Source organism: Serratia sp. AXJ-M (assembly GCF_046531865.1).
GTDB lineage: Bacteria > Pseudomonadota > Gammaproteobacteria > Enterobacterales > Enterobacteriaceae > Serratia > Serratia liquefaciens.
Genome location: NZ_CP059394.1, coordinates 3,514,762 through 3,538,869, shown reverse-complemented (window position 1 = coordinate 3,538,869; position 24,108 = coordinate 3,514,762). Strand labels below are relative to the sequence as shown.

The window sequence follows — 24,108 nt, the reverse complement described above, 5'->3', positions numbered from 1 at the left end:
TGAGGAAATAAAAAAACCGGCCATAAGCCGGTTGAAGTGTACAGAATGTACAAAAAATTATCTTACAGATAATGAAGGTAATAATGAAAATAATGATGATAGCGGGATTATTATAACGTCAGCGTTATGGGATTCTTTTGGCACAATGTGCTTATTGATAGTGACTTTTGTATGGCTATCTTTTTTTTCTTAAGTTTTTGTATAACTACATGATTTTATATCTATAAGTGTGTTTTTTGTCATTGCGTGCCTTATTTTTTATGTCTGTAATGTTTTGTGGAAGTTCGCTCAATTTTACATTTGGAAACCTTTAATAATCACACTGAAACACTATCGGATACTTGGTATCATTTTCTTTCTGGATTAATATTACCCTTGTTACCAGAATGGTAATGCACAGTCGTGCTAATAATGCTCAAAAGGGCAGTGGCCATAGCTCGACATAATAAACGAGGATAATAACAATGAAACTTCGAGTTCTTTCTCTGATCGTCCCCGCACTGCTGGTTGCAGGCACCGCAGGTGCGGCGGAAATCTACAACAAAGACGGCAATAAACTGGATCTGTACGGCAAGATCAATGGTCTTCACTATTTCTCTGACAACAATGGCTCTGATGGCGACATGTCTTATATGCGTTTCGGCCTGCGTGGCGAAACACAAATCAGCGACCAGTTGACCGGTTTTGGTCAATGGGAATATCAGGCAAACCTCAACCACGCTGAAAGCCAAGACAACAAGAACTTTACCCGTTATGGCTTTGCCGGCCTGAAGTTTGGCGATTACGGTTCATTTGACTACGGCCGTAACACCGGCGTGCTGTATGACGTTGCGGCTTATACCGACTTGCAGCCTGAGTTCGACGGCTCCACTTACGGTGCCGACCAATTCATGTTCCAACGCTCCAGCGGTTTGGCAACTTACCGTAACACCGACTTCTTCGGTCTGGTTGACGGCCTGAACTTTGCTCTGCAGTACCAGGGTAAAAACGGCAGCGGCGAAGAGTCTAACAACGGCCGTGAAGTTCTCAATCAGAACGGCGACGGCTACGGCATGTCGGTGAACTACGACATCGGCTATGGCATCAGCGCGGCAGGTGCCTTCTTTAGCTCCAAACGTACCAGCGAGCAAAACGGCGGTGGCGCATACAGCGGCATCATGGGCCGTGGCGATCGTGCTGAAGGTTATTCTGGCGGTCTGAAATATGACGCCAACGACGCTTACCTGGCCGTGATGTTCACCCAGTCTTACAATGCCGCACGCTTTGGCTCTACCAGCAGCGACGCTTACGGTTATGCCAACAAGGCGCAAAGTATCGAAGCTTACGCGCACTACCAGTTTGACTTCGGTCTGCGTCCATTCGTTGGTTATAACCAAACCAAAGGTAAAAACCTGGGTCTGGCCGCTAACGGCAAGGATTACGGCGACGAAGATCTGGTCAAATTTGTGGATCTGGGTGCGACCTACTTCTTCAACAAAAACATGTCCACCTACGTTGACTACAAAATCAACCTGTTGGACGACAACGACTTCACCAAGTCTGCCGGGATCAACACCGACAACGTGGTTGCCGTGGGCCTGGTTTACCAGTTCTAAGCAACAGAGTGTGAGTGTCACCACGCGGCCTTCGGGCCGCGTTTTTTTTTGCCTGCGGTTTGGCACGAATTGGCATGAATGAGGCACGGATTGCCATTCTGAGATCCTGCGGCTTACCTAAACTTTCTACACAGAGATAAATCAGGAGGTTAGCATGGAACTCAGCATAAATCGGGTGGTTGAAACCGTACTGTACGTCAAAGATATCGAACGCGCCGCTGCATTCTATCAGCAGGTTTTAAAACTGCCGGTGATGGTGGCGAACGAGCGTTTCCGCGCTTACAACGTCGGTGAACAAAGCGTGTTGCTGTTGTTTATCGAAGGGGACTCGCTGAAAGGCGCGCATTATCCAGAAGGGTATATCCCCCCGCATGACGGCAGCGGGCCACTGCATATCGGGTTAGCGGTGGCGAAAGAACAGTTGCCGCATTGGGAGCAACATCTGACGACTCAGGGGATCGAGATAGAAGGGCGGATGAGCTGGGATCACGGCGGTGAGAGCATCTACTTCCGCGATCCCGATGGCCACCTGCTGGAACTGGTGACGCCGGGGATTTGGGCGAATTACTGATCACCCCATACTTTGGCTAATGAGTTCAGCATTTCCCTCAGCAGCAATAAGGCATTCTGCGGTTGCTGCTCTATTTGCACCTTGACGATCGCCCCGTCAATCAGCATCGCCAGCATCTCTGCCCGTTGTTCTCGCTTCGGGCCAAGGGGCAGATAGCGAGCGAGCTCCTCGGCCATTTGCTGCTTGTGTCGGCGGGCGATGTCCAGGCTTTCCGGCAACATATCCGCCAGTTCAACCGCCGTATTGATAAAAGCGCAGCCGCGGTAGTGCGGATCGCTAAACCATTCCTCGAGACAAGGCACCAAGGCAGGTAAGACATCCCCGAACTGCTCGACATACTGTGTCAGTGACTGACTGAACCAGCTCAACCATTGCTCATGACGGTAAGCCAGAAACGCCTCAATCAACTCGTTTTTACTGGGGAAATGGCGATAAAAGGTCACTTTTGCTACGCCAGATTCGCTAATGATGCGATCGATACCGGTCGCGCGTACTCCATCGCGGTAAAACAGATCGTGGGCTGTCAGCAGGATACGCTGGCGCGGGGGAAGAACCTGAGGGGGAGCGGACATTGAAATATCTCCTGAGCATCGATTTCAATGATTGTAGACAACTCTGTCTACATGCGCTAGCTTAATGATGTAGACAAATCTGTCTACATTAATTTAACCTCCGAGGTAAGCTATGAGCATTAAACCCCCCTTGCCGCCCTTTACCCGTGAATCGGCGATTGAGAAAGTCCGTTTGGCGGAAGATGCCTGGAACAGCCGCGATCCGGAAAGGGTAGCACAGGTCTATTCGGTCGATACCCATTGGCGTAATCGCGTTGAGTTTGTTGATGGCCGTGAGGCTGTCTGTGCTTTTTTACAACGCAAGTGGGCAAAGGAATTGGAATATCGGCTGATCAAAGAATTATGGGCATTTGACGGGGCGCGCATCGCAGTGCGTTTTGCTTACGAATGGCGTGATGACTCCGGCAACTGGTACCGCAGTTTTGGTAACGAGAACTGGGAGTTCAATACGGATGGCCAGATGATCAACAGACACGCCTGCATCAACGATATGCCGATCCGCGAGCAGGATCGGCAATTCCACTGGCCGCTCGGTCGCCGCCCGGATGATATTGCGGCCCTGAGCGAGTTTGGCTTCTGATTACCGTTAGTGATAATAGGGTTTGAGTTCCGCATGGAGAGAGGAGATCAGCCGTTTTTTCCACTCGATTTCACCCTGGCGATAGTGTGAAAACAGATAACCAATCGCCAGATCGTCCAGGATCGGCAGGGCGTACAGTCCCTGCTTGTCCTGCTGTGCGTTGAACCAGGGTTGCGGAACTACCGCCATCAGTGGCGCTGCGCGCAGTACCGGTGGCAACTGCGCGTAATCGGCACAGCTGAGCTGGATCCTGCGTTGTAAACCCTGGCGTTCCAACTGACGGTCAAGTTCGTTCTCTGCCTGTTGCCAGGGATGGCAGTAATAGTGCGGGTAGTCTGCCAGTTCACCAAATGTCAGTCCGCTTTTGTGACCTAATACCTGGCGCAACGGCGTTCCGAATACCGCCACCAGGCGGGTGCTGCCAATAAGCTCATAACGCAGCGCGCTGGTGCGCTGTTGGTGATCGCCAACGGCAATCACCATATCTACCGCGCCTTCCAGCAGCTCAGTGCGCCATGAACGTCGCTCAAAGTTTTGGCAGCGGATATCGGCATTGGCAAGCGTGCTTTTCTGCGCCAGCAACGGCAATAAGATCGGATGCAGTGCCGGCGGCACAACCAGGGTGAAATGCCGTGGCGCATCCGGCACATGGCCGAACAATTCACTGTCCAGCGAAGAGAACAAGGGCGTTAGCGTTTCTTTAAGCGACAGGGCAAACAGCGTCGGCACCTGGCGATGCCCTTCCCGCCGGAACAGAGGCTCATCCAGCACCTCACGCAAGCGGGCCAGGGCGTGACTGACGGCAGAAGTGCTGATGCCGAGCTTATCCGCCGTTTTCTGGCTGGATCCGGTGCTGGTCAACAGGTAGAGCACTTTCAGCAGGTTCATGTCCATTTGCAGAATGTTCATTAATAGCCTTTTAAATTGAATACGCTTCAATATTAGGCTGAGTATACTTCAGCCCTGTTTTTCCCCGTAGAGCTGAAACATGAAAAAAAACATGGGTTATCTGATGGCTATGACATTCTCACTGTGCTTTAACGCTCAGGCACAGCTCGATCCTGCGCAACCGTTGTCCAGTGCGCCGCCCTATTCACTGTTTGAGCAATGGGCGCAGCCGGTGGCGCCATTCCAGATTTTCCCTCAGCTGTATTATGTCGGCACACGCAACCTTTCTTCCGTGCTGTTCAGCACGCCGGAAGGATTGATTCTTATTGACGCGGGGTTGGATGCCAGTGCACCGGTGATAAAATCCCATATTGAGGCATTGGGTTTCAACATCAAGGACTTGCGATTCATTCTTAACAGTCACGCACGTCTCGATCAGGCTGGAGGCATCGCTCGTTTGAAAGCCTGGAGCGGGGCGAAAGTGGTTGCCAGCGCCGCCAATGCCCAACAGTTGGCACGGGGAGGAAAACAGGATTTTGCCTTAGGGGATGCGCTGAGTTTTCCAGCGGTGAACACCGACATTATCGTCGGGCAAGGGGATAGCGTTACTTTGGGCGGGCTGAAATTTACGGCGTTAATGACGCCGGGGCATTTGCCTGGCGCCACTTCATGGACGACCACGCTGCGGCAGAGCGGGAAAACCTATCGGCTGGTCTATGCCGACAGTTTGGCAACCCCGGACTACTATCTGGTCGATAACAAAAACTACCCGAGTCTGGTGCAGGACATCCGCAGCAGCTTTAGGCTTTTGGCCCAGCAGCACGCGGATATTTTTATCGCCAATAAGGGAACGCGCTTCGATCTGGAAAATAAAATGGCGCGACTTCAGGCTGGCGATCGGGAAGCTTTTGTCGATCGGCTGGGGTTACAGCAATATGTGCAACAGTCTCAACGGGCTTTTGAGACGCAGTTAAAACAGCAGCAAAGTAAAGATTAAGTTATCTTTCTATTTTATTTTGGCGCAATTAACCCTACCCAATAAAATAAGGCATGTGGTTTAGATATATTTAATAAAATTAATGAGGATGAAAGGTGGTGCCCGGGTTTGATAAGGCGGAAAGGCAGAGGGGATAATAATGTGAAAAAGATTTTGAATAAGGGATGGCGCGCGTTGAATATTGATCGCCGGGAGTGCTGACGGCAAAATGACCAGTGGCGGGCTATGATGAAACAGGCTGCAGTAGCCACAGAAGTTAAAACAGTCGCCGGTGCTCATGTCCGCCATGTTGTGCCCTGCCAGCGGGCTATCGGCGAGTTTCTGGCTCATCATTGTCCTGTGTCCAGCATGCTCCGCACTCATGGGCATGCCAGTCATCTCGCTGTTATCCATGCTATTTTTTGCAAGATGGGTGGAAATTGATGGCGCGATGAATATCATCAACATAGCGAACAGGCCCAGCCAGGCCAGCGTGCGCATATGTTGAATTGACAGTTTCACCAGGAGCGTCCTTGCAGGGTTAAAGCGTAAAGGAATGACAATGTCAGCAGTTGTTCCACTATTGTAACATTGATGAGAATTAAGCTAAACAGAGAAGAAATCTGTTTGTTAAATGAGTTTAATTCGGGTAGATTCCGGGTAATTCCATTTGACCACGGATGACTTATCATGTCTGAACGCAATATTGCGTTGCCTGCTGCTGCGCAGAATATTAACCCGCAGGTGACTACTCGCAGTTGGTTTATTCCGTTGGCTATGCGGATTCATTTTTATATTGGTTTTTTTGTTGGGCCGTTTTTACTTATTGCGGCATTGAGTGGCATATTTTATGCCTTGACGCCGCAAATTGAATCACGGCTTTATGCCCCGCAGTTGTATAACGACAGTACCGGTCCGGCACTGCCGTTAAAACAGCAGATTATGGCCGCTCAGGCGATAGCGCCATCAAAAGCTTCTCTGTCGGCAGTGCGTCCTTCTCCGGCGGAGGGCGAGAATACCCGGGTACTGTTTAACGTCGCAGGGCTTCAGGCTTCGGAACGTTTGGCGGTGTTTGTTGATCCGGTTACGGCGCAGACGCACGGCGTAATGACGGTTTATGGTACCAGCGGCGTATTGCCGTTGCGCACCTGGCTGGACCAATTTCACCGCAGTCTGTTGCTGGGGGATGTAGGGCGCAATTACAGCGAGTTGGCAGCCTCCTGGCTATGGATTGCCGCGCTGGGGGGGCTGATCCTCTGGGGGGCGCGCAGGCGTAAGAAGGTAACGCGTCAGCGTGGTGGTTTACGCAGGTTACATGAAAAAAGTGGCGTACTGCTGCTGGTCGGCCTGCTGTTCTTTTCTGCCACCGGGCTGACCTGGTCACAGTGGGCCGGGGAGAACATCAGCGTGCTGCGCCAGCAATTCGGCTGGTCGACGCCCTCGCTGTCTACGGCGATCAACGGGCAGGACGCTGTGCCTGCCGGCGATCATGCGGAACACCATGAGCATATGATGGTCAGGGCGGAACCGCCTCAGGATGGCGCCATGTATGACAGGGCCCTGGTCGGTGCACGGCAGGCCGGTATCGACGCCGCCAGGGTTGAAATCAAGCAGCCGGCGATGGCGGGGCAGGCCTGGACGGTCATGGAGATCGATCGCCGTTGGCCGACGCAGGTTGATGCTGTTGCTATCGATCCCGTAACTCTGGCCATTACCGATCGCGTCAGTTTTGAACAATACCCGCTCGCGGCAAAATTAACGCGCTGGGGAATCGATTTGCATATGGGCGTCCTGTTTGGCCTGGTCAATGAGCTGGTGCTGGTGGTCTTTGCCGCCGGGTTGGTGGCGATGGTGGTGATGGGGTACCTGATGTGGTGGCGAGGTCGGCCAACGCGAGTAGTACGTAAACCTGCCCGTTCCCCCTTTATGTTGCTGCGCAAAACGCCAAAAGGGCCGCTGTTGCTGATTGTCTGCCTGACGCTGCTGCTGGGCTTTTGTTTACCGGTGATGGGCGTCAGTTTACTGATGTTTCTGCTGTGTGATTTGCTGTGGTATCTGGCTACGCGGCGGCGTAAACCGCACCTATCGACAAAGTGAAATTTGTAGAAAAGCCTTTCCTCTTCTAGACTTAGAGTACAACAAACGTACTCCAAGAGGACAAGTCATGACGAACAAGCTGATTTTAGCCGTTTGCACAGCAGCGACATTTTCTATTCTTGCCGGCTGTACGGCTTATGACAGGGCCGCCAGTTACGTTCAGGAGCCTGTGGTCAGTGATGTCAAAGTAGGGATGACCAAACAGCAGGTTCGTGCCATTGCCGGTCCACCGTCAACCACGGCGACTTTGGTTCACGCTCAGGGGACTTGCGACACCTATGCGGTAGCGCCGCGTGACGGGAAAGTGCAAACCTATTTTGTTAGCTACAGCGATACCGGACATGTGATGAACAAAGGCTATCAGACCTGTTCTGATTACGACTCACAGCCTAAATAATCCCCGATTAAGTGAGCAATCCAGCCCCGCTTTTGCGGGGTTTTTCATTTTTTAACCGTTAGCGGCTTGAAGTTTAAGCAAACGCACTTTTTCCTGCATTTTTTTTCATGAAACGATAGACATTTCATAACGGTAGCGCTAATATCTGCGCCCATTGGAAGGATGGCCGAGTGGTTTAAGGCAACGGTCTTGAAAACCGTCGAGTGTAACAGCTCCCAGAGTTCGAATCTCTGTCCTTCCGCCAAATTTAGCCGGCTTAGCTCAGTAGGTAGAGCAACTGACTTGTAATCAGTAGGTCACCAGTTCGATTCCGGTAGCCGGCACCATATAAGCAGTACCGACGCTCAAAGCGTCTACGGACCCCAGTAATCTTCACGATTGCTGGGGTTTTTCGTTTTGGCTCGCCGATGTACATCTGCATATGTGTTATGTCAGTTTTACTGATAACAATAAAAAACCCGGCACAAACGGCCGGGTTTACGTTTTTGTACCAACTGATTTTTTCGGGTTCAGTCAGTGACTACTGAGCCACGATTCTTGGCTTCACCGCGGCTAATCAAGCTCTTACCCAGTTTAATTCCAGGCTTCTCGATAAACTTATACAGCAGGGATGCGATCCCATAAGTGAGAGGGAGGATAATAGCGGAGGCGGCGATAAATCGTACGGCAGAGGGCCAGCCAGCAAATTGGGTGTTTGACAGCAGGAAAGCGACGACTGGAAGTACGATTAACAAGTGCAGCAAATACACGGAGTAGGAAACATCTCCCATGTATACGCTGAATTTGTTCGTTAGTATCCAGCGTGGGAGGCGTAATACGCTTGTCCACGTGCTCTCCTCGTTTCGAGGCCAAAGGATGGTTGCCATCATTAAAATCATACCGATTTCGGCTAGGAAACGCATCTTGTTGAAAGTGTCCTGCATATAAACGCTGATGCAAGCTGAAGCCAATGCAAAAACTACGTATTTGAGTTTCTTAGCGCGAATAGCTTCTGAAATAAACATGCCAGCAATGAACAGATGCAGTTTTATCAGAATCATTGATGGCATCGGGAACGCAGAAAAGTAGCCGGGTAACAGCTGCTTGGCAACAACACACAACATAATGATTGCTAAGCAGGCTCGGGCAAAGCCCAATCTCATCACGGCTAGCATAATGAAGGGAAACAGGAAATAAAACTGCATTTCCAGGCCGATACTCCAGTCAGGTAGCACGGTATTAAATGAGAAACTTGGCAGGAAACCAAACAAAAACGTGACATGGGTGAATACGTTCAAGAATGATGCGTCACTGTAGCGCGAACTGTTGGTTTGAGTTTCACTGTAAAAATGACCAATAATCTCGCGTGCCTCACCGAAATAGCTGCCAAAGCAAATGGCTACGATCAAAAGCACGTAGTAAAGCGGGGCGATACGAAAAAAGCGGCGCAGCCAAAATTTCTTAAAGGTTGCACTGTCGGTCCACGGCTCTTTCTCCTTCCGCTCTACATAATTTTTTGCCATCAGGAACCCAGAAAGCAATATAAACAGGTCTACGCCGATTCCAGGATCGGAAAGGATTGGAAAGTGATAACTGGCTAAAATGCAAATATGACCTAAAACGACCCAGAGGGAGGCTAGACCGCGTAATCCCTCCAGTTCTTGTGACCATTTTTTAACTGATTGCATTGGCGAGCCTCGCTGAACGGTATTTCATTAGCAGTTATCCGTATGCAGGTGAATTTTGTTGGTTTTTCAGTATAGCAGGCCGATCTAGAATGGTTACTGGGGGAAATCTGAATGTGAGTTTGAGCATCTCTTTCAGATTGAAGCATTTTATTACAAGAGAAACGCAGAGGTTTGAGACATAAAAAAACCAACCGCAAAGGGTTGGTTTCTCTAAGGATTTTTGGTCGGCATGAGAGGATTCGAACCTCCGACCCCCGACACCCCATGACGGTGCGCTACCAAGCTGCGCTACATGCCGACGCTGTGGGAAATAATACTACCCTTTCCCAATCTCAAAGCAAGAGCGAATTCGCCTGACTGCTTGTATTTTAAGCGATTAGTTGGCGATAAAGCGCTTCACGTCGGTCAATACCTGCAGCAACAGAGCGAGCTGTGGTTTTTCGTCTTTGATCTCTTTGTCGTTTTTATCGTACGCATGGTAATTGCCGCTGCTGTCCAACACCAGGGTTTGCGTTGGCGTGGTGATCACCAACAGGCTGTTATCACCGGTAGCCACCCAGTTGTTTCTGCGTTGGGCCGTAAACAGGTCTTCACCCTGCGAGTAGTCTTTCGGGGACGTTTTTACGTGCAGCAAACGCTGCATTAGCGTACGCATTACGTCGTTGTGACCGGTCAGTTTATTGATGGTCTGCGCTGGCGTACCCGGCCAGTGGATAATCAACGGCACCTGTAGCTGCTGTTGGCTGAAACTGCGGCCTGCGCCCCAGTAACCTTTACCGGTGTCGTTAAATTCAACGCCGTGCTCTGCGGTGATCACCACCACGGTTTTATCCAGTACGCCACGCTCTTTGAGCGTGTTGAGCACCTGGGCAATCTGCGCATCCACATCCTGCGCGCCGGCCCGGTAGCGCTGAATAAAGTCAGCCGGGGCAGGGGTTTTCTCATTGGCTGCCGGTTCTGCACCGCGGAAGTTGATGTAAGAGAACCACGGAGCGTTGCTGTTTTGATCGGCCAACCAGCGCTGCCACTGCTGTGTGGTCACCGCATCATTTTGCTGGACAGGTGCCGGCAGCGTGAAATCGGTCAACAGCGCCTGGCGATACAGGCTGGCGTTAAAGCCGTCGGATGAGAACAAACCAAATTGATAACCCTGGGCGCTTAGCGCACTGATCAGAGCGGAAGGTTTGCGCGCGGCAAGAATGCTGTCCAGATAGGTCGGCGAAATGCCGTAGAACAGGCCAAACAGGCCGGTATCTGCATGATTGCCAGAGCTGTAGTGATCGCTAAAGCGAATGTTTTCCTGGGCGAAGCGGCTGAGGGCAGGCATATCCTGCTTCATATCCTGTTGACGTACGCCGTCTACCACGATCATCAGCAGGTTATAACCGCTGCCTTTGTCGTCGTAGCTGAGGTCGTTAAGAGGATATTCCACCGCAACGGCTTCCGGATTCCCTTGCTGCACCAGCCGACGTTCATATTCTTGCGAATCGAGCAGGCCGTGTTTCTCAAGGAATTTACGCGCGGTCATTGGATACGACAGCGGCAGGTTCGCCCGCTGCATGGTGATCGGGCGATAGAAATTGGCATCGGCCCAGATATAAATCAGGTGCGAGGCAAAGAAGGCGCTGATAAACAGCACCGCCAGAGGCTTGCCGAAACGTTGGCGGTTCAGGCTGCGCAGCTTTTGCCAGCTCCAGGTGCCAAACAGCATCTCCACCAGGAAGATCACCGGCACACAGATAAACATCAGCTGCCAGTCGCGCGCCAGCTCACTTTGATCCGGGTTGACCACCAGCTCCCACACCACCGGATTAAGGTGAAGGTGGAAATGCGTAAAGACCTCGCTGTCGACCAGCAACAGCGTCAGGCCGGTGGTGGCCAGCGCGGCGGAGATAAATCGCAACAGCCGCTGCGACATCACCACAAAGGTGAGCGGGAAAATAACCAGCAGGTAGCCGGCGAAAACGATAAAGCTGAAATGCCCCAGTAAGCTGACCAGGGCATAAACCCGGCCCAACAGGGAAGAGGGCCAGTCAGTGACAAACAGGTAGCGGCTACCCAGCCCGAGGGCGAGCAGGATATTGAATAAGGCGAACCAGTGCCCCCAGCTGATCATCTGGGAGACTTTTTCACGATAACGCTGACGGTTTGTCACCATAAGTATTTATTAATGCGCTTTATCTTCACGAATAGAAGCTTGCAGGGCTTCTGCAAACGATCTTGCCAACGTTTTCCGCTGAACTGGAGCAACGCTGGTATTGATCAAATTAGTCACCATGTTGCCCAGCACCATCAAAGACAGATCGGTGGGAGTATGGTGTTTTTCCAGAACATTAACCAGCTCGGAGAGCAGTTGTTCGACGTGTTCGTCACTGTAACGGGATGATTGTGGCATAAAAATTGCGCTCAAAGCCTGACAAAGTCCCATATCTTACCGTATAGGACAGTGATTTTCTGCTCTTTTATCGATTCCCTTTGTCTTTCAAACCCTAGCGTGGCGAGAGGAGCCTGCGGGCCATATCAATGATTCTGCGCGATTGCCGGTGTATAGCCTGTAATACGTCGGTGAATCGAGGTATTTAGCGCCTGTATGGATGGTGGAAATATATTGATCGTCGACGGGTTGAACACTGCTTTAAAGTTGCAGCGCGGGGGCCTTCAGTGTTTGAATACGCGCTAAAAGAACAGGAGGATTTACCATGAGTCTGGATATCGACCAGATTGCTCTGCACCAGTTGATCAAACGTGACGAACAAACGCTGGACGTGGTGCTGCGCGATACTCTGCTGCCCACCAATGCGGCGGTAGAAGAGATGATGGAAGAGCTGCATCGTGTCTACAGCGCCAAGAGCAAGGCTTACGGCCTGTTCAACGAGGGCAGTGAACTGGCGGAAGCGCTGCGCACCTGCCGTAAGGAAGACAAAGACTTTCTGGCTTTCAGCCGTGCAGCGACCGGCCGTCTGCGCGATGAGCTGGCCAAATATCCGTTTGCCGAAGGTGGCGTGGTGCTGTTTGGCCAGTACCGCTATTTGGCGGCGGAGTATTTATTGATTGCGGTCCTCAACAGCCGCAACAGTTCGCGCGTTAACGAAGAACTGGATATCAACACCACCCATTATCTGGACATCAACCACGCCGACATCGTCGCGCGTATCGATCTGACCGAGTGGGAAACCAATCCGGAATCGACCCGTTACCTGACCTTCCTGCGTGGACGTGTGGGCCGTAAGGTTTCCGATTTCTTTATGGACTTCCTGGCGGCGGCGGAAGGGCTGGACACCAAGGCGCAGAACCGCGGCTTACTGCAGGCGGTTGACGATTATTGTGCCGATGCGCAGCTGGACAAAAATGAACGCCAGTCGGTGCGCCAGCAGGTTTACAGCTATTGCAACGAACAGCTGCAGGCCGGTGAAGAGATCGAGCTGCAGGAGCTGTCGAAAGAGATTGCTCCGGTGGGCGAGAAAGATTTTCTGCAGTTTTCCAGCGAGCAGGGCTATCAGTTGGAAGACAGCTTCCCGGCCGATCGCGGTACGCTGCGTCAGTTAACCAAGTTTGCCGGCAGCGGCGGCGGCATCAGCATGAACTTTGACGCCATGCTGCTGGGGGAACGTGTATTCTGGGATGCGGCGACCGACACGCTAACCATTAAAGGCACGCCGCCGAACCTGCGCGATCAGTTACAACGTCGTTTGGGCGGCGGCAACAAATAATTTCGCCGGATCGCAGACAATAAAAAACGCCGCAATTGCGGCGTTTTTTACTTCGGCGTCCCGAAAAGCTCGAATACGTTGCGATTACGCGCGAACGAAGTCGATGTGGGTCAGCTTCGGCTTGAACGGGTGACGCTGTACAGCCTGAACTTTAACTTTGGTTTCTTTACCGTCGATAACCAGAGTTACAGCTTCGCTGTAGAATTCTGCTTTAGCTTCCATGTTCTTAACAGAATCATGGTCCAGCTCGATGGAAACTGGAGCTTCTTCGCCACCGTAAACGATAGCTGGGAATTTATTTGCTGCACGCAGGCGGCGGCTCGCACCCTTACCCTGGTCTTTACGTACTTCTACATTGATAGTGAACATTGTTTTTTCTCTTAAAAGAAAATTTACCCTGCTACAGGCGACCCAGTAGCAAGTTCGATAACCTGCTTTAGCACCGGGCGAACCCAGGCAAAGCGGGCGGCATTTTAACGGAAAGCCGCCCACAGGGCAATGGAAACCTGCCTGATTTGCAAGGGGCAAAGATCAGTACAGCTCATTGGCGCGGCGGAAGCGTCCTTGATAATCGAACACTTTTTCTCGTACCTGCCAGAATTGCCCGCGTTTGCGCGCCACAACAAAATCCGGATGACGCAGCAGCGCTTGCTGGGCCAGCACGTCGGCGGCATTTTGCCAAGCGAACGGCACCCCAGGCGCACGCTGATGTGGGCGCAGGAACAGCATGTCGAAGGCTTTGCGCTGAGCCGGCGTTTGCAAACGAAAACGTTCGCTGGTGCTGGTGCCATCTTCGTCGTAATAGGTCGCCTTTAGCCACTCGCCTTTTTCATCGCGGCCGCTTTGCAACTCCATGCCGCCACAGCGTAATACCAGAGCGTCTTTCAGCTTCAGCGCCGCCTTCAGCATATCGTCGGGATCGACCAGCACCTCCTGACACTGATGGCAGCGGCGGGCGGCAATGTCGTTCTCCGCACCGCAGTGCGGGCAGCTTTTGAAACGAAAACGGTAATCGCACTGCTCGCGATGGCCTTCATCGTCCTCCAGCCAACCCTGACAGCGGCGACCGTAATGTTCGATGATATCGCCATTCTCGGTGCACTTGCCCCAGAACAGGTTGGCGAAGCCACAGCCGGGACAAAATACCTGCACAGGTTGGCTATCGCTGTGCGGCTTGCTGACCCCCACCTCCGGCGTGAACAGGTCGTGCGGGTTCCCGGCGTAGTCGAGGATCAGACAATCCTCTTTGCCGGGGGCCAGCCGCAGCCCGCGGCCGACGATTTGTTGATATAGGCTAACGGACTCTGTTGGGCGCAGGATGGCGATCAGATCAACATGCGGTGCATCAAAACCGGTGGTCAGTACCGCCACATTCACCAGATAGCGCAATTGCTGCTGTTTGAACGCTTCAATCAGGGCATCACGCTCGGCGGCAGGGGTTTCTGCGCTGACCAGCGCGGCCTCGCCTGACGGCAACAGACCGTGAACTTCACGGGCGTGCTCAACGGTGGAGGCGAAAATCATCACCCCCTTACGCGTTTCGGCGTATTCCACGATTTGGCTGATGATATGCGGAGTGATGCGATTTTGCTGCTTCAGTTCGCGGTTCAGGTCCACCTCGCTGAACAGGCCGTTGCTTCTGGCCTCCAGACGGCTGAAGTCATACTGCACAATCGGCATGTCCAGCCGTTCCGGCGGCACCAAATAGCCGTTCTTGATCATGTAACGCAGCGGCAGCTCATAAATGCAGTCGCGGAACAGGCTGCTGGCATCTCCGCGGGTAAAGCCGTGATAGTGATACTGATAAATCCAGCCTTTTCCCAACCGGTACGGGGTGGCAGTCAGTCCCAGCAGCCGCAGCTGTGGGTTGGTTTTCTGCAGATGCTGAATAATCTGTTGGTACTGGCTTTCGTCGTCGTCACTGATGCGGTGGCATTCGTCGATGATCAGCAGGGAAAATGCGCCGTCGAACAGCGACAGATTGCGCGCCACCGATTGAACGCTGCCAAATACCACCTTACCGGCGCTGTCTTTTTGCTGCAGACCGGCGGCAAAGATATCCGCCTCCAGTCCGTAAGCGCGATATTTGGCGTGGTTTTGCGCCACCAGTTCTTTCACGTGGGCCAACACCAGAACCCTGCCGCGCGCGCGCTTCGCCAGCTCGGCGATCACCAGGCTTTTACCGGCGCCGGTCGGCAGCACAATCAGCGCCGGCTGCGGGTGCTGGCGGAAATGTTTAATGGTGGCTTCGACCGCTTCCAGTTGGTAGGGGCGCAGAGTAAAGGCCATAAATTAACGCCGTGGATTGAGAAGGGCCATCGGGAACAGGTTTTGTAACATCTGAACCCACAAAAACAGTGACATTCTACTCCCCTGATGGCTAAAAAATTTCTATTATTATGCCTTCTGAGCGCGCGCGGTGCGAGAAGCGTGGAAATTACCTCTGTCAGGGGGCCGTTTCCGCCGCTATACTCGTGTGACAGTAATCGCTGTTCCCCCCTCTTCGAACCTGCCCTGTCGCACCTGGTGCAACGGTGGGTGTCATATTTTAGCAATACGATCAATGCGATCATAACAACGACAGGCAAAGCAGATTCAATGCGACTGGACAAGTTTTTATCTCAGCAGTTAGGTGTTAGCCGTGCGCTGGTAGCGCGTGAACTTCGGGCCAAACGCGTCACCGTCGACGGTGAAGTGGTTAAGAGCGGAGCCCTGAAACTGACCCCGGAGCAGGTGGTGGCGTTTGACGGCAACCCGCTGCAGCAGCTCACGGGCCCGCGCTACTTTATGCTCAATAAACCGCAGGGTTACGTGTGTTCTACGGACGATCCCGATCATCCGACGGTGCTGTATTTCCTCGATGAGCCGGTTGCCTATAAGCTGCACGCCGCCGGTCGCCTGGACATCGATACCACCGGCTTGGTGCTGATGACCGACGACGGTCAATGGTCGCATCGCATCACCTCACCGAAACACCACTGTGAGAAAACCTATCTGGTGACGCTGGAACATCCGCTGGGGGAAGACACCGCGCAGCGCTTTGCCGAAGGCGTGCAGTTGCATAACGAAAAAGATCTGACCCGTCCTGCGCAACTGGAAAAGATAGAAGACAACCTGGTGCGTTTGACCATCAGCGAAGGGCGTTATCACCAGGTGAAACGCATGTTTGCAGCGGTCGGCAACCGGGTTATTGAACTGCACCGCGAACGTATCGGTGCCATCGTGATGGATGAGGATCTGGCCGAGGGCGAATACCGTCCGCTGACCGAAGAAGAGATTGCCAGCGTGGGCGCACCGCACCTGCAGGATTAATTCATTACTCTACTACGGCTGATGAAGGAGTCGTTGAACGTGCAACAGAACCGGTCATCTCACCTCGGTTTGATTTTTATTCTGGGCCTGCTTTCCATGCTGATGCCATTGGCTATCGACATGTATTTGCCCAGTATGCCGGTGATTGCCAAACAGTTCGGCGTCGAGGCGGGCAGTGTGCAGATGACGCTCAGCGCCTATATGCTCGGCTTTGCTTTGGGGCAGCTGTTCTACGGGCCAATGTCAGACAGTATCGGCCGCAAGCCGGTGATCCTGTGGGGAACGCTGATCTTCGCGATTGCCGGCGGCGCCTGTGCGATGGCGCAGTCGATCGACCAGTTGATCAACCTGCGTTTCCTGCACGGGCTGTCTGCGGCGGCGGCGAGCGTGGTGATTAACGCCCTGATGCGCGATATGTTCACCAAGGACGAATTCTCACGCATGATGTCGTTTGTCATCCTGGTGATGACCATCGCCCCTTTGCTGGCGCCGATGATCGGCGGTGCGCTGCTGCTGTGGTTCAGTTGGCATGCGATTTTCTGGACCATGGGCGCGGCGGCGCTGATCGGTTCGTTGCTGGTGGCGTTCTTTATCAAGGAGACGCTGCCGAAGGAGCGACGGCAGAAATTTCATCTGCGAACCACGCTGGGCAACTTCGCTTCATTGTTCCGACACAAGCGGGTGCTGAGTTACATGCTGGCCAGCGCCTTCTCGTTTGCCGGCATGTTCTCGTTCCTCAGCGCCGGGCCGTTTGTGTATATCGAGCTTAATCACGTATCGCCGCAGCATTTTGGTTACTATTTTGCGCTGAACATTGTGTTTTTGTTCCTGACGACGCTGGTCAACAGCCGCAATGTGCGGCGGCTGGGGGCGATCAAAATGTTCCGTTTGGGCCTGTTTGTTCAATTGGCGATGGGGTTGTGGTTACTGGCGGTTAGCGCAATCGGCCTGGGCTTCTGGGCGTTGGTGCTGGGCGTGGCGGTGTATCTGGGCTGTATCGCCATGATTTCGTCAAACGCCATGGCAGTGATCCTGGACGATTTCCCGCATATGGCGGGCACCGCTTCCTCTCTGGCCGGTACGCTACGTTTCAGTATTGGTGCGCTGGTGGGCGCGATACTGGCGATGGCGCCCGGCAAGAGCGCCTGGCCGATGGTCTCGTCGATGGCGTTGTGCAGTATCGTTGCGGTACTGTTCTATTTATACGCCAGCCGGCCGCGCCATAAAGCCTCACCGAACACGCCGTAGTTCTCCTCCCTGACTCAGGCTCAACGTTACGTTTGGGCCTGAGTGGGTTGCACCTTCCGTTTTGCCTCCCTGAACTTCAATGACGTCAGTCGGTTTATTGCTAAGCCTCCACGCGCCAATCAACAGGTTGCCGTTCATGCTGTGTGCTTTTTGTTAAATAAATTACTCTGCCTGTGGCAAGCGGCGGCGGGTATTTACACTCCGGGTTTTGAAGGGAAATCGGCGGGTGTTTAGGTTAGGGTCATTGATAATCAAGGCATTAACTTAAGGTTGAGCTCGGCGTCAAGAAGTTAAATGTTTCCACAATGTAAAATTATAAAGAGCGAAAAGTAACCGCATTGAGAGAAAAAAGAGTTGAGATTGCGGCGGGAAAGGGTTACATATAACGCAAAAATGCGAGCTGAGTCGCAAAATGCTGTGAAACGACAACGCAGAGTGTCTGAAAACGGCCGGACATCAGTAAGCGCAGGGGTAAGTTAACTGTCTGTGACATTATTTACATTTAAATAACATTCATGGGCGGCAGAGTCGGGACGCAGCGGCTATAACTTAGTTACCCTGTCAGGTTAAAAGCGTTTCATTTTTCAAACTAGGGATTTCATGTGGAAAGTATCCAACTTTCGGTAGTGCATCGCTTGCCGCAAAGTTATCGTTGGCTATCAGGCTCTACCGGCGTCAAGGTCGAACCGATTCCGATCAGCGGAATAGACGAAGATAACAACCTGATTGGCCTGAAACTGCTTAGCCATGAAGGGGCTGACGCCTGGCAGGTCATGCAGCAGCTTAATCTGTCTTTGCAGGAGATTCAGGTCGACTGCGCCATCGTGGAGTGGGAAGGGGAGCCTTGCCTGTTTGTGCAACGCTGTGACGAAAGCACCACCCTGTGCCGGCTCAAAAACGTCGGTGCCGCTATCGCCGAACCCATGAGTGCGCAATACCCTTTCTGACTCCCGCCGCTAGTCCGCCAACTGCAACAGCTGCTGCGTATAAGCGGCGGCGGGCGAGTTAAAGATCGTCTGACAATCGCCTTGCTCAACCACCTCTCCCTGTCGCAAGACAATGACCTGATGACATAGCGAACGCACTACCTGCAAATCGTGGCTGATAAACAGATAGGCCAGCCGGTGGCGTTGTTGCAGTGATTTCAGCAACGTCAGGATTTGCGCCTGCACCGATTTGTCCAGCGACGAGGTTGGCTCATCCAGGATCAGCAACTGCGGTTGTAAAATCAGCGCACGTGCGATGGCGATACGTTGGCGTTGGCCGCCGGAAAACTCGGTTGGGTAACGGTGGCGCAAAGCAGGATCCAATCCCACTTCTTGCAATACCTCGATTACCCGCTGTTCTCGCTGCTCGGCACTCAGTTTCTGGTGTACTTCCAGACCTTCGGCAATAATTTGCAGCACGTTCAGCCGAGGGTTCAGCGCCGAGAAAGGATCCTGGAACACAATCTGCATCTGGCTGCGGTACGGCAGCATTTGCTCCATGCTGAACTGGTGCAGTGGCTGGCCGTTAAACCACATGGCGCCTTTGGCACTCAGCAGACGTAATAGCGCCAGCCCGGTGGTGCTTTTCCCCGAACCAGATTCTCCTACCAGCCCAACGCTTTCCCCGGCCTTCAGCTCAAAACTCAAATCCTTCAGTGCATAATGATGACCGACCGTGCGGCGCAGCAAACCGCGCTTGATTGGGAAGCTGACCTGCAGGTTTTCCACCTTCAGCAGCGGAGCGGCATCCGCCGGCAATGGCAGCGGATCGCCCACGTTCTCCGCCGCCAGCAATTGCTGGGTGTAAGGATGCTGCGGCTGGCTAAACAGGCGGACACGGTCGTTCTGCTCAACGCATTGGCCCTGGCGCATCACCGCCACGTTGTCCGCCAGGCGACGCACAATATTCAGGTTGTGGGTGATAAACAGCAGCCCCATGCCCATTTCCTGCTTCAGCTCCTTCAGCAGCAGCAGAATTTGCGCCTGGATAGTCACATCAAGCGCGGTGGTGGGTTCATCCGCGATCAGCAATTTGGGCTGGGTCAGCACCGCCATGGCGATCATCACCCGCTGCCGCTCGCCGCCGGAAAGCTGATGCGGATAGTCTTTCAACCGTCCTTTGGCATTGCGGATACCGACGCGATCCAGGCATTGGATGATCTCGCCGCGTGCGACGTCGCGCCGCATGCCGCGATGCAGCGCCAGCACTTCGGCCAGCTGTTTTTCAATGGTGTGCAGCGGATTGAGCGACACCATCGGCTCCTGGAAAATCATCGAAATCTGGTTGCCGCGCACCTTGCGTAGCTCGCCCTCTGGCGCATGCAGCAGCGAATTGCCGTTGAACTGGATATCGCCGGCGGTATAGACCACCGGAGGCGAGGGCAGCAGGCGCAATACCGACAGCGCAGTGACGCTTTTGCCTGAACCGGACTCACCCACCAACGCCAGCGTCTCTGCCTTTTCGATCTGCAGCGAAAGGCCGTTGACCACCGGGTTCAATACCTCTCCCTGACGAAAAGCCACGCCGAGATCCTGAATTGAAAGCAGAGGAGTGCTAGCCATATTAATGCGCCTTGCTGGGGTCAAAGGCGTCGCGTACCGCTTCGCCGATAAAAATGAGTAAAGACAGCAGCACCGCCAGCACCAGGAAAGCGGTGATGCCGAGCCACGGCGCCTGAAGGTTGTTCTTGCCCTGCAGCAACAGTTCGCCGAGCGACGGGGAGCCTATCGGCAGGCCGAAGCCGAGGAAGTCGAGCGAGGTCAGGGTCGTGATGGAGCCGCACAGAATAAACGGCAAGAAAGTCAGCATCGCCACCATCGCATTGGGCAGCATATGGCGATACATAATGACCCGATCCTGCACCCCCATGGCGCGTGCGGCGCGGATATAGTCGTAGTTGCGGGTACGCAAGAACTCGGCGCGCACCACGCCCACCAGGCTCATCCAGCCGAATAAAATGGTGATGCCGAGCAGCCACCAGAAATTGGGTTGTACGATGCTCGACAACAAAATGATCAAAAACAGCGTCGGCATGCCCGACCACACCTCGATAAAGCGCTGGCCCCACAGGTCTATGCGCCCGCCGTAGTAGCCCTGTACGGCACCGACGCAAACGCCAATCACGCTGGAGAACAGCGTCAACGCCAGCCCGAACAGCATCGAAATACGAAAGCCATACAGCACGCGGGCCAGAACGTCGCTGCCGTTGCCGTCGGTGCCCAACAGATTGTGGCGTGAAGGCGCGGAGGGGAAGGGCACTTCGGTAGCGAAATTGATGGTGTCATAACTGAAACGGATCGGCGGCCAAACCGCCCAGCCGTGGCTGTCGATCTGTTTTTTTACGAAGGGATCCTGATAGTCGGTGGCGGTGTTCAGTTCGCCGCCGAAGGTGGTCTCGCTGTAGTCGATGATGAACGGCAGATACAGGCGCCCTTCGTAGCGCACCAGCAGTGGCCTGTCGTTGGCGATCAGGTTGGCCCCCAGGCTGAGGACAAACAGCACCAGAAAAATCCACAGCGACCAGTAGCCGCGGCGGTTGCTGCGAAAACGTGCCCAGCGCGCCTGGTTAATTGGGCTTAAGCGGCTCATTGGCGGGCCTCGAAATCAATACGCGGATCGACCAGGGTATAGGTGATATCGCTGAGAATATTCAACAGCAGGCCAATCAGGGTGAAGATATACAACGTGCCGAACATCACCGGATAATCGCGCTGCAGCGTGGCGTCATAGCCCAACAGGCCCAGCCCGTTAAGCGAGAACATCACCTCGATCAGTAAAGAACCGGTGAAAAACATGCTGACAAAGGTCGCCGGGAAGCCGGCGATCACCAGCAGCATGGCATTGCGAAACACGTGGCGATAAAGGATTTTGTTCTCGTCCAACCCTTTGGCGCGGGCGGTAACCACGTACTGTTTGCGGATCTCGTCGAGGAACGAATTTTTGGTCAGCATGGTCAGGGTGGCGAAACCGCCAATCACCGTCGCCAGAACGGGCAGGGTGATATGCCACAGGTAGTCGGTGATTTTGCTGTACCACGGCAGGGTATCGAAATTGCTGGAAACCAGACCACGCAGCGGGAACCAGTCGAGATAGCTGCCACCGGCGAACAGCACAATCATCAGAATGGCGAACAGAAAAGCGGGAATGGCGTAACCGATGATAATCAGGGTGCTGCTCCAGATGTCGAAGGCGCTGCCGTTATGTACGGCTTTGCGGATCCCCAGCGGGATCGACACCAGGTAAATGATCAGCGTACTCCACAGCCCCAGCGTAATGGAGACTGGCAGGCTATGACCGACCAGCTGCATTACCGACGCGCCGCGGAACAGGCTGTCGCCGAAGTCGAGGCGCATGTAATTCCACAACATGGTGAAATAGCGCTCGTGCAGCGGCTTGTCGAAGCCATAGCGTTTGGTGATTTCGGCGATCACTTCCGGATCCAACCCGCGGGAGCCGCGGTATTGACTGTCCGTGGCACTGGCAACGCCGGTGCGCGCATGCCCCAGGCCGTCGCCTGTTCCGCCGCCGCCGAAGCCGCTGCTCTGGCCCATTTCGATAGTGGCGATGGCCTGATCGACCGGGCCACCGGGCGCAATTTGCACGATAAAAAAGTTAATGGTGATGATCGCCCACAGGGTGGGGATAATGAGCAGCAGTCTGCGAATTAAATAAGCCGCCATCGCAGATTCCTTATTGTTGTTGAGTCGGCAAACGCGCCGCCTTATTGACGTCAAACCACCAGTTATCGAAGCCGATCACATAGGCCGGGCGGACAGGCGGCGTGGAGAATTTGTCCCAGTACGCGTAGCGATCGTGATTGGAATACCACATCGGCAGCATGTACCTGTTCCAGGTCAATACCCGATCCAACGCCCTGCCCAGCGGCAGCAGGGCTTTCTCGTCGCCCTGGTGCGCGGCGATCTGCCTGACCAGGCTGTCGACGGCCGGATCGGTGACGCCGGGGGTATTCCAACTGGAGTTGATGTATTTGGAATCCCAAAGCGTCTCAAGGCTGGAGCTTGGGAAGGGCATAGCCAAATAGACCGTCGGCATCATGTCGAAATCACCGTCTCGCATACGCTTAGTGAACTGGGATATGTCGATCTCACGGATCTGCATATCAATGCCCAGCCGTTTCAGGTTGTGCTGGAACGGCAATACGTACTGGAAGTTGCTGCCGCTCAGCAGCATCAGTTCGAAGCTGAAGGGTTGGCCGGTTTTGCTGTTCACCAACCGCTGGTTTTTCACTTCCCAGCCGGCCTGGTTCAGCAACTGCGTGGCTTTCAGCAGGTTCTGGCGATCGTTGCCGCTGCCGTCGGAGGACGGTGGCTGGTAGATACTGGTGAAGACTTCCGCCGGTACCTTGCCCTTCAGCGGTGCCAGCAGCGCCAATTCAGCCGCGTCAGGATAACCGCTGGCGGCGTAAGGCGTATTTTGGAAATAGCTGTTGGTGCGTTGATAGGCATTGTAATACAGCGCCTTGTTCATCCAGTCAAAATCAAACGCCAGTGTGATCGCCTCGCGAACCTTGGGGTCGGCAAACAGCGGGCGTCTCATGTTGAAGGCCATCCAGCGGGTATTTTGCGCCGACTGGTTGGTTTCGTCCTGTTTGATTATATAGTTGCGGGCGAAATTGCCCCCCTGGTACTGGGTTGTCCAGTTTTTTGGCGAGCCTTCAATGCGGAAGTCATAGGCACCGGCCTTAAAGGCTTCCAGCGCAACTTTATCGTCCAGGTAGTAGTCGTAGCGGATGCTGTCGAAGTTAAAACGGCCACGGTTAACCGGCAGGTTAGCCGCCCAATAATCTCGCACGCGCTGATAGGTAATATATTGGCCTAGGCGGTAGCTGGCAATCTTGTACGGCCCGCTGCTGAGCGGCGGCGTGCTCAGGGGTTCATTCAACTTGTGATCTTTCCAGAAGCTTTGCGGCAATATGGGGAGGCTAAACAGCCCCAGCAGTTTGTCTTTATCCGGCTGCGGGAATTCGATACGTACCGTCAGACGTGAGATAGCCTTGACCGTAATGCCTTTGTAGGCGACGCGAAACTGCGGTACGCCCTCGGTCATAAACTTGTTAAAGGTGAAGGCCACGTCGGCGGCGGTGATGGGCGTGCTATCGTGGAAGCGGGCGCGGGCGTTGATATCGATCTCTACCCAGCGCATGTCGGCCGGGAAGCGGGCAGATTCGGCAATCAGCGGGTAGTAGCTGCCTATTTCATCGTCCGAGGTAGTAAACAGAGAGTCATACAATGCGTCGGTGCGTTCGCCGGGCACGCCGCGGGGGGCGTAGCGGTTGAAGTTATCATAGGTGCCGATCGCTGCCAGCCGCACATCGCCACCTTTGGGCGCCGCCGGGTTAACGTAGTCGTAATGGCTAAAGTCGGTGGAGTACTTGGGCTCACCGAGCTGGGCGAAAGCATAGCTTTCATTGAGGGTTTCAGCCTGCAGACCGAAACTCAGTGCTGAGAGCACCAGGGCAGCAAAAACGCGCACGGACATCTTGACGGT

At 53.7% G+C, this 24,108-nt stretch carries 22 protein-coding genes and 3 tRNA genes; 12 read left to right on the top strand and 13 right to left on the bottom strand.

Annotated features, from left to right (window positions below; all coding sequences use genetic code 11):
• The first annotated feature begins 464 nt into the window (after positions 1-464).
• Together ompC and H0S68_RS16605 are read left to right on the top strand one after the other, a co-directional pair.
• On the top strand, positions 465-1,595 hold the full coding sequence (ompC, locus tag H0S68_RS16610; protein WP_122079884.1) for a porin OmpC: 1,131 nt from the start codon (positions 465-467) through the stop codon (positions 1,593-1,595).
• A gap of 154 nt (positions 1,596-1,749) precedes the next feature.
• Positions 1,750-2,166 carry a VOC family protein gene (locus H0S68_RS16605; protein ID WP_128864598.1) on the top strand — a complete coding sequence of 139 codons (417 nt, stop codon included), beginning with the start codon at positions 1,750-1,752 and terminating at the stop codon, positions 2,164-2,166.
• Here the strand turns inward: H0S68_RS16605 and H0S68_RS16600 are convergent.
• Entirely contained in the window at positions 2,160-2,738 is a 579-nt protein-coding gene (locus H0S68_RS16600; RefSeq protein ID WP_142814775.1) for a TetR/AcrR family transcriptional regulator, read from the bottom strand. The genes H0S68_RS16605 and H0S68_RS16600 overlap by 7 nt on opposite strands.
• Positions 2,739-2,850: 112 nt before the next feature.
• Between H0S68_RS16600 and H0S68_RS16595 the strand changes: the two genes are divergently transcribed.
• A complete protein-coding gene (locus tag H0S68_RS16595) occupies positions 2,851-3,318 on the top strand; it encodes a DUF1348 family protein (RefSeq protein ID WP_410528856.1) in 468 nt (155 codons plus the stop codon).
• A gap of 6 nt (positions 3,319-3,324) precedes the next feature.
• Here H0S68_RS16595 and H0S68_RS16590 read toward each other — a convergent pair whose 3' ends face one another.
• On the bottom strand, positions 3,325-4,227 hold the full coding sequence (locus H0S68_RS16590) for a LysR family transcriptional regulator (RefSeq protein ID WP_410528855.1): 903 nt from the start codon (positions 4,225-4,227) through the stop codon (positions 3,325-3,327).
• A gap of 79 nt (positions 4,228-4,306) precedes the next feature.
• Here H0S68_RS16590 and blaSPR point away from each other — a divergent pair, with 79 nt between their 5' ends.
• Positions 4,307-5,203 carry an SPR family subclass B3 metallo-beta-lactamase gene (blaSPR, locus tag H0S68_RS16585; protein WP_410528854.1) on the top strand — a complete coding sequence of 299 codons (897 nt, stop codon included), beginning with the start codon at positions 4,307-4,309 and terminating at the stop codon, positions 5,201-5,203.
• Positions 5,204-5,263: 60 nt separating this feature from the next.
• On the opposite strand, the gene H0S68_RS16580 is transcribed toward blaSPR, so the two are convergent.
• A complete protein-coding gene (locus H0S68_RS16580) occupies positions 5,264-5,704 on the bottom strand; it encodes a DUF2946 domain-containing protein (RefSeq protein ID WP_170868533.1) in 441 nt (146 codons plus the stop codon).
• A 168-nt stretch (positions 5,705-5,872) separates the two neighbouring features.
• Here H0S68_RS16580 and H0S68_RS16575 point away from each other — a divergent pair, with 168 nt between their 5' ends.
• The 4 genes from H0S68_RS16575 to H0S68_RS16560 all read left to right on the top strand — a co-directional run bounded on the left by H0S68_RS16575 (position 5,873) and on the right by H0S68_RS16560 (position 8,002).
• Positions 5,873-7,279 carry a PepSY-associated TM helix domain-containing protein gene (locus H0S68_RS16575; RefSeq protein WP_128864594.1) on the top strand — a complete coding sequence of 469 codons (1,407 nt, stop codon included), beginning with the start codon at positions 5,873-5,875 and terminating at the stop codon, positions 7,277-7,279.
• A gap of 67 nt (positions 7,280-7,346) precedes the next feature.
• Positions 7,347-7,676 (top strand): osmotically-inducible lipoprotein OsmE, encoded by a 330-nt coding sequence (gene osmE / locus H0S68_RS16570; RefSeq protein WP_041414766.1) that lies wholly within the window; start codon positions 7,347-7,349, stop codon positions 7,674-7,676.
• A 156-nt stretch (positions 7,677-7,832) separates the two neighbouring features.
• Positions 7,833-7,920 (top strand) — tRNA-Ser (locus tag H0S68_RS16565).
• A gap of 6 nt (positions 7,921-7,926) precedes the next feature.
• A tRNA-Thr gene (locus tag H0S68_RS16560) sits at positions 7,927-8,002 on the top strand.
• A 183-nt stretch (positions 8,003-8,185) separates the two neighbouring features.
• Here H0S68_RS16560 and H0S68_RS16555 read toward each other — a convergent pair.
• From H0S68_RS16555 to H0S68_RS16540, 4 genes are all read right to left on the bottom strand, one after another.
• Complete coding sequence (locus H0S68_RS16555) at positions 8,186-9,343, bottom strand: acyltransferase family protein (protein ID WP_122079878.1); 1,158 nt, start codon at positions 9,341-9,343, stop codon at positions 8,186-8,188.
• Positions 9,344-9,564: 221 nt separating this feature from the next.
• Positions 9,565-9,641 (bottom strand) — tRNA-Pro (locus H0S68_RS16550).
• 78 nt (positions 9,642-9,719) lie between these two features.
• On the bottom strand, positions 9,720-11,501 hold the full coding sequence (yejM, locus tag H0S68_RS16545; protein ID WP_128864592.1) for an LPS biosynthesis-modulating metalloenzyme YejM: 1,782 nt from the start codon (positions 11,499-11,501) through the stop codon (positions 9,720-9,722).
• Positions 11,502-11,510: 9 nt separating this feature from the next.
• The gene (locus H0S68_RS16540) at positions 11,511-11,738 is read right to left on the bottom strand and encodes a YejL family protein (protein ID WP_020827787.1); all 228 of its coding nucleotides are present in this window, start codon (positions 11,736-11,738) and stop codon (positions 11,511-11,513) included.
• A gap of 304 nt (positions 11,739-12,042) precedes the next feature.
• On the opposite strand from H0S68_RS16540, the gene yejK reads away from it, so the two are divergent.
• Complete coding sequence (yejK, locus tag H0S68_RS16535; protein ID WP_044552555.1) at positions 12,043-13,053, top strand: nucleoid-associated protein YejK; 1,011 nt, start codon at positions 12,043-12,045, stop codon at positions 13,051-13,053.
• Positions 13,054-13,137: 84 nt separating this feature from the next.
• On the opposite strand, the gene rplY is transcribed toward yejK, so the two are convergent.
• Positions 13,138-13,422, bottom strand: a complete 285-nt coding sequence (gene rplY, locus H0S68_RS16530) for a 50S ribosomal protein L25 (RefSeq protein ID WP_020827785.1) — start codon at positions 13,420-13,422, stop codon at positions 13,138-13,140.
• Between the two features lie 162 nt (positions 13,423-13,584).
• Complete coding sequence (locus tag H0S68_RS16525) at positions 13,585-15,342, bottom strand: DEAD/DEAH box helicase (protein WP_048759244.1); 1,758 nt, start codon at positions 15,340-15,342, stop codon at positions 13,585-13,587.
• Between the two features lie 309 nt (positions 15,343-15,651).
• Here H0S68_RS16525 and rsuA point away from each other — a divergent pair, with 309 nt between their 5' ends.
• The 3 genes from rsuA (at position 15,652) to H0S68_RS16510 (ending at position 18,560) form a co-directional block, all read left to right on the top strand.
• Positions 15,652-16,365, top strand: a complete 714-nt coding sequence (gene rsuA, locus H0S68_RS16520; RefSeq protein ID WP_128864591.1) for a 16S rRNA pseudouridine(516) synthase RsuA — start codon at positions 15,652-15,654, stop codon at positions 16,363-16,365.
• Positions 16,366-16,404: 39 nt separating this feature from the next.
• On the top strand, positions 16,405-17,613 hold the full coding sequence (locus tag H0S68_RS16515) for a Bcr/CflA family multidrug efflux MFS transporter (protein ID WP_041415525.1): 1,209 nt from the start codon (positions 16,405-16,407) through the stop codon (positions 17,611-17,613).
• A gap of 602 nt (positions 17,614-18,215) precedes the next feature.
• A complete protein-coding gene (locus H0S68_RS16510) occupies positions 18,216-18,560 on the top strand; it encodes a YejG family protein (protein ID WP_048759243.1) in 345 nt (114 codons plus the stop codon).
• A gap of 9 nt (positions 18,561-18,569) precedes the next feature.
• Here H0S68_RS16510 and yejF read toward each other — a convergent pair whose 3' ends face one another.
• The 4 genes from yejF to H0S68_RS16490 are packed head-to-tail and all read right to left on the bottom strand — an operon-like array spanning position 18,570 to position 24,099.
• Positions 18,570-20,162, bottom strand: a complete 1,593-nt coding sequence (gene yejF / locus H0S68_RS16505) for a microcin C ABC transporter ATP-binding protein YejF (RefSeq protein ID WP_410528853.1) — start codon at positions 20,160-20,162, stop codon at positions 18,570-18,572.
• A gap of 1 nt (position 20,163) precedes the next feature.
• Positions 20,164-21,189 carry an ABC transporter permease gene (locus H0S68_RS16500; RefSeq protein WP_020827779.1) on the bottom strand — a complete coding sequence of 342 codons (1,026 nt, stop codon included), beginning with the start codon at positions 21,187-21,189 and terminating at the stop codon, positions 20,164-20,166.
• Entirely contained in the window at positions 21,186-22,280 is a 1,095-nt protein-coding gene (locus H0S68_RS16495) for a microcin C ABC transporter permease YejB (RefSeq protein ID WP_122079874.1), read from the bottom strand. Before H0S68_RS16495 ends, H0S68_RS16500 begins: the two co-directional genes overlap by 4 nt.
• A 10-nt stretch (positions 22,281-22,290) precedes the next feature.
• Entirely contained in the window at positions 22,291-24,099 is a 1,809-nt protein-coding gene (locus tag H0S68_RS16490) for an extracellular solute-binding protein (protein WP_409325607.1), read from the bottom strand.
• Positions 24,100-24,108: the final 9 nt, after the last annotated feature.

Bases quoted from the DNA above. Each gene is read 5' to 3' on its own strand.
- ompC (WP_122079884.1), top strand. From the start codon at position 465: ATGAAACTTCGAGTTCTTTCTCTGATCGTCCCCGCACTGCTGGTTGCA.
- H0S68_RS16605 (WP_128864598.1), top strand. From the start codon at position 1,750: ATGGAACTCAGCATAAATCGGGTGGTTGAAACCGTACTGTACGTCAAA.
- H0S68_RS16600 (WP_142814775.1), bottom strand. From the start codon at position 2,738: ATGTCCGCTCCCCCTCAGGTTCTTCCCCCGCGCCAGCGTATCCTGCTG.
- H0S68_RS16595 (WP_410528856.1), top strand. From the start codon at position 2,851: ATGAGCATTAAACCCCCCTTGCCGCCCTTTACCCGTGAATCGGCGATT.
- H0S68_RS16590 (WP_410528855.1), bottom strand. From the start codon at position 4,227: ATGAACATTCTGCAAATGGACATGAACCTGCTGAAAGTGCTCTACCTG.
- blaSPR (WP_410528854.1), top strand. From the start codon at position 4,307: ATGAAAAAAAACATGGGTTATCTGATGGCTATGACATTCTCACTGTGC.
- H0S68_RS16575 (WP_128864594.1), top strand. From the start codon at position 5,873: ATGTCTGAACGCAATATTGCGTTGCCTGCTGCTGCGCAGAATATTAAC.
- osmE (WP_041414766.1), top strand. From the start codon at position 7,347: ATGACGAACAAGCTGATTTTAGCCGTTTGCACAGCAGCGACATTTTCT.
- H0S68_RS16555 (WP_122079878.1), bottom strand. From the start codon at position 9,343: ATGCAATCAGTTAAAAAATGGTCACAAGAACTGGAGGGATTACGCGGT.
- yejM (WP_128864592.1), bottom strand. From the start codon at position 11,501: ATGGTGACAAACCGTCAGCGTTATCGTGAAAAAGTCTCCCAGATGATC.
- H0S68_RS16540 (WP_020827787.1), bottom strand. From the start codon at position 11,738: ATGCCACAATCATCCCGTTACAGTGACGAACACGTCGAACAACTGCTC.
- yejK (WP_044552555.1), top strand. From the start codon at position 12,043: ATGAGTCTGGATATCGACCAGATTGCTCTGCACCAGTTGATCAAACGT.
- rplY (WP_020827785.1), bottom strand. From the start codon at position 13,422: ATGTTCACTATCAATGTAGAAGTACGTAAAGACCAGGGTAAGGGTGCG.
- H0S68_RS16525 (WP_048759244.1), bottom strand. From the start codon at position 15,342: ATGGCCTTTACTCTGCGCCCCTACCAACTGGAAGCGGTCGAAGCCACC.
- rsuA (WP_128864591.1), top strand. From the start codon at position 15,652: ATGCGACTGGACAAGTTTTTATCTCAGCAGTTAGGTGTTAGCCGTGCG.
- yejF (WP_410528853.1), bottom strand. From the start codon at position 20,162: ATGGCTAGCACTCCTCTGCTTTCAATTCAGGATCTCGGCGTGGCTTTT.
- H0S68_RS16500 (WP_020827779.1), bottom strand. From the start codon at position 21,189: ATGAGCCGCTTAAGCCCAATTAACCAGGCGCGCTGGGCACGTTTTCGC.
- H0S68_RS16495 (WP_122079874.1), bottom strand. From the start codon at position 22,280: ATGGCGGCTTATTTAATTCGCAGACTGCTGCTCATTATCCCCACCCTG.
- H0S68_RS16490 (WP_409325607.1), bottom strand. From the start codon at position 24,099: ATGTCCGTGCGCGTTTTTGCTGCCCTGGTGCTCTCAGCACTGAGTTTC.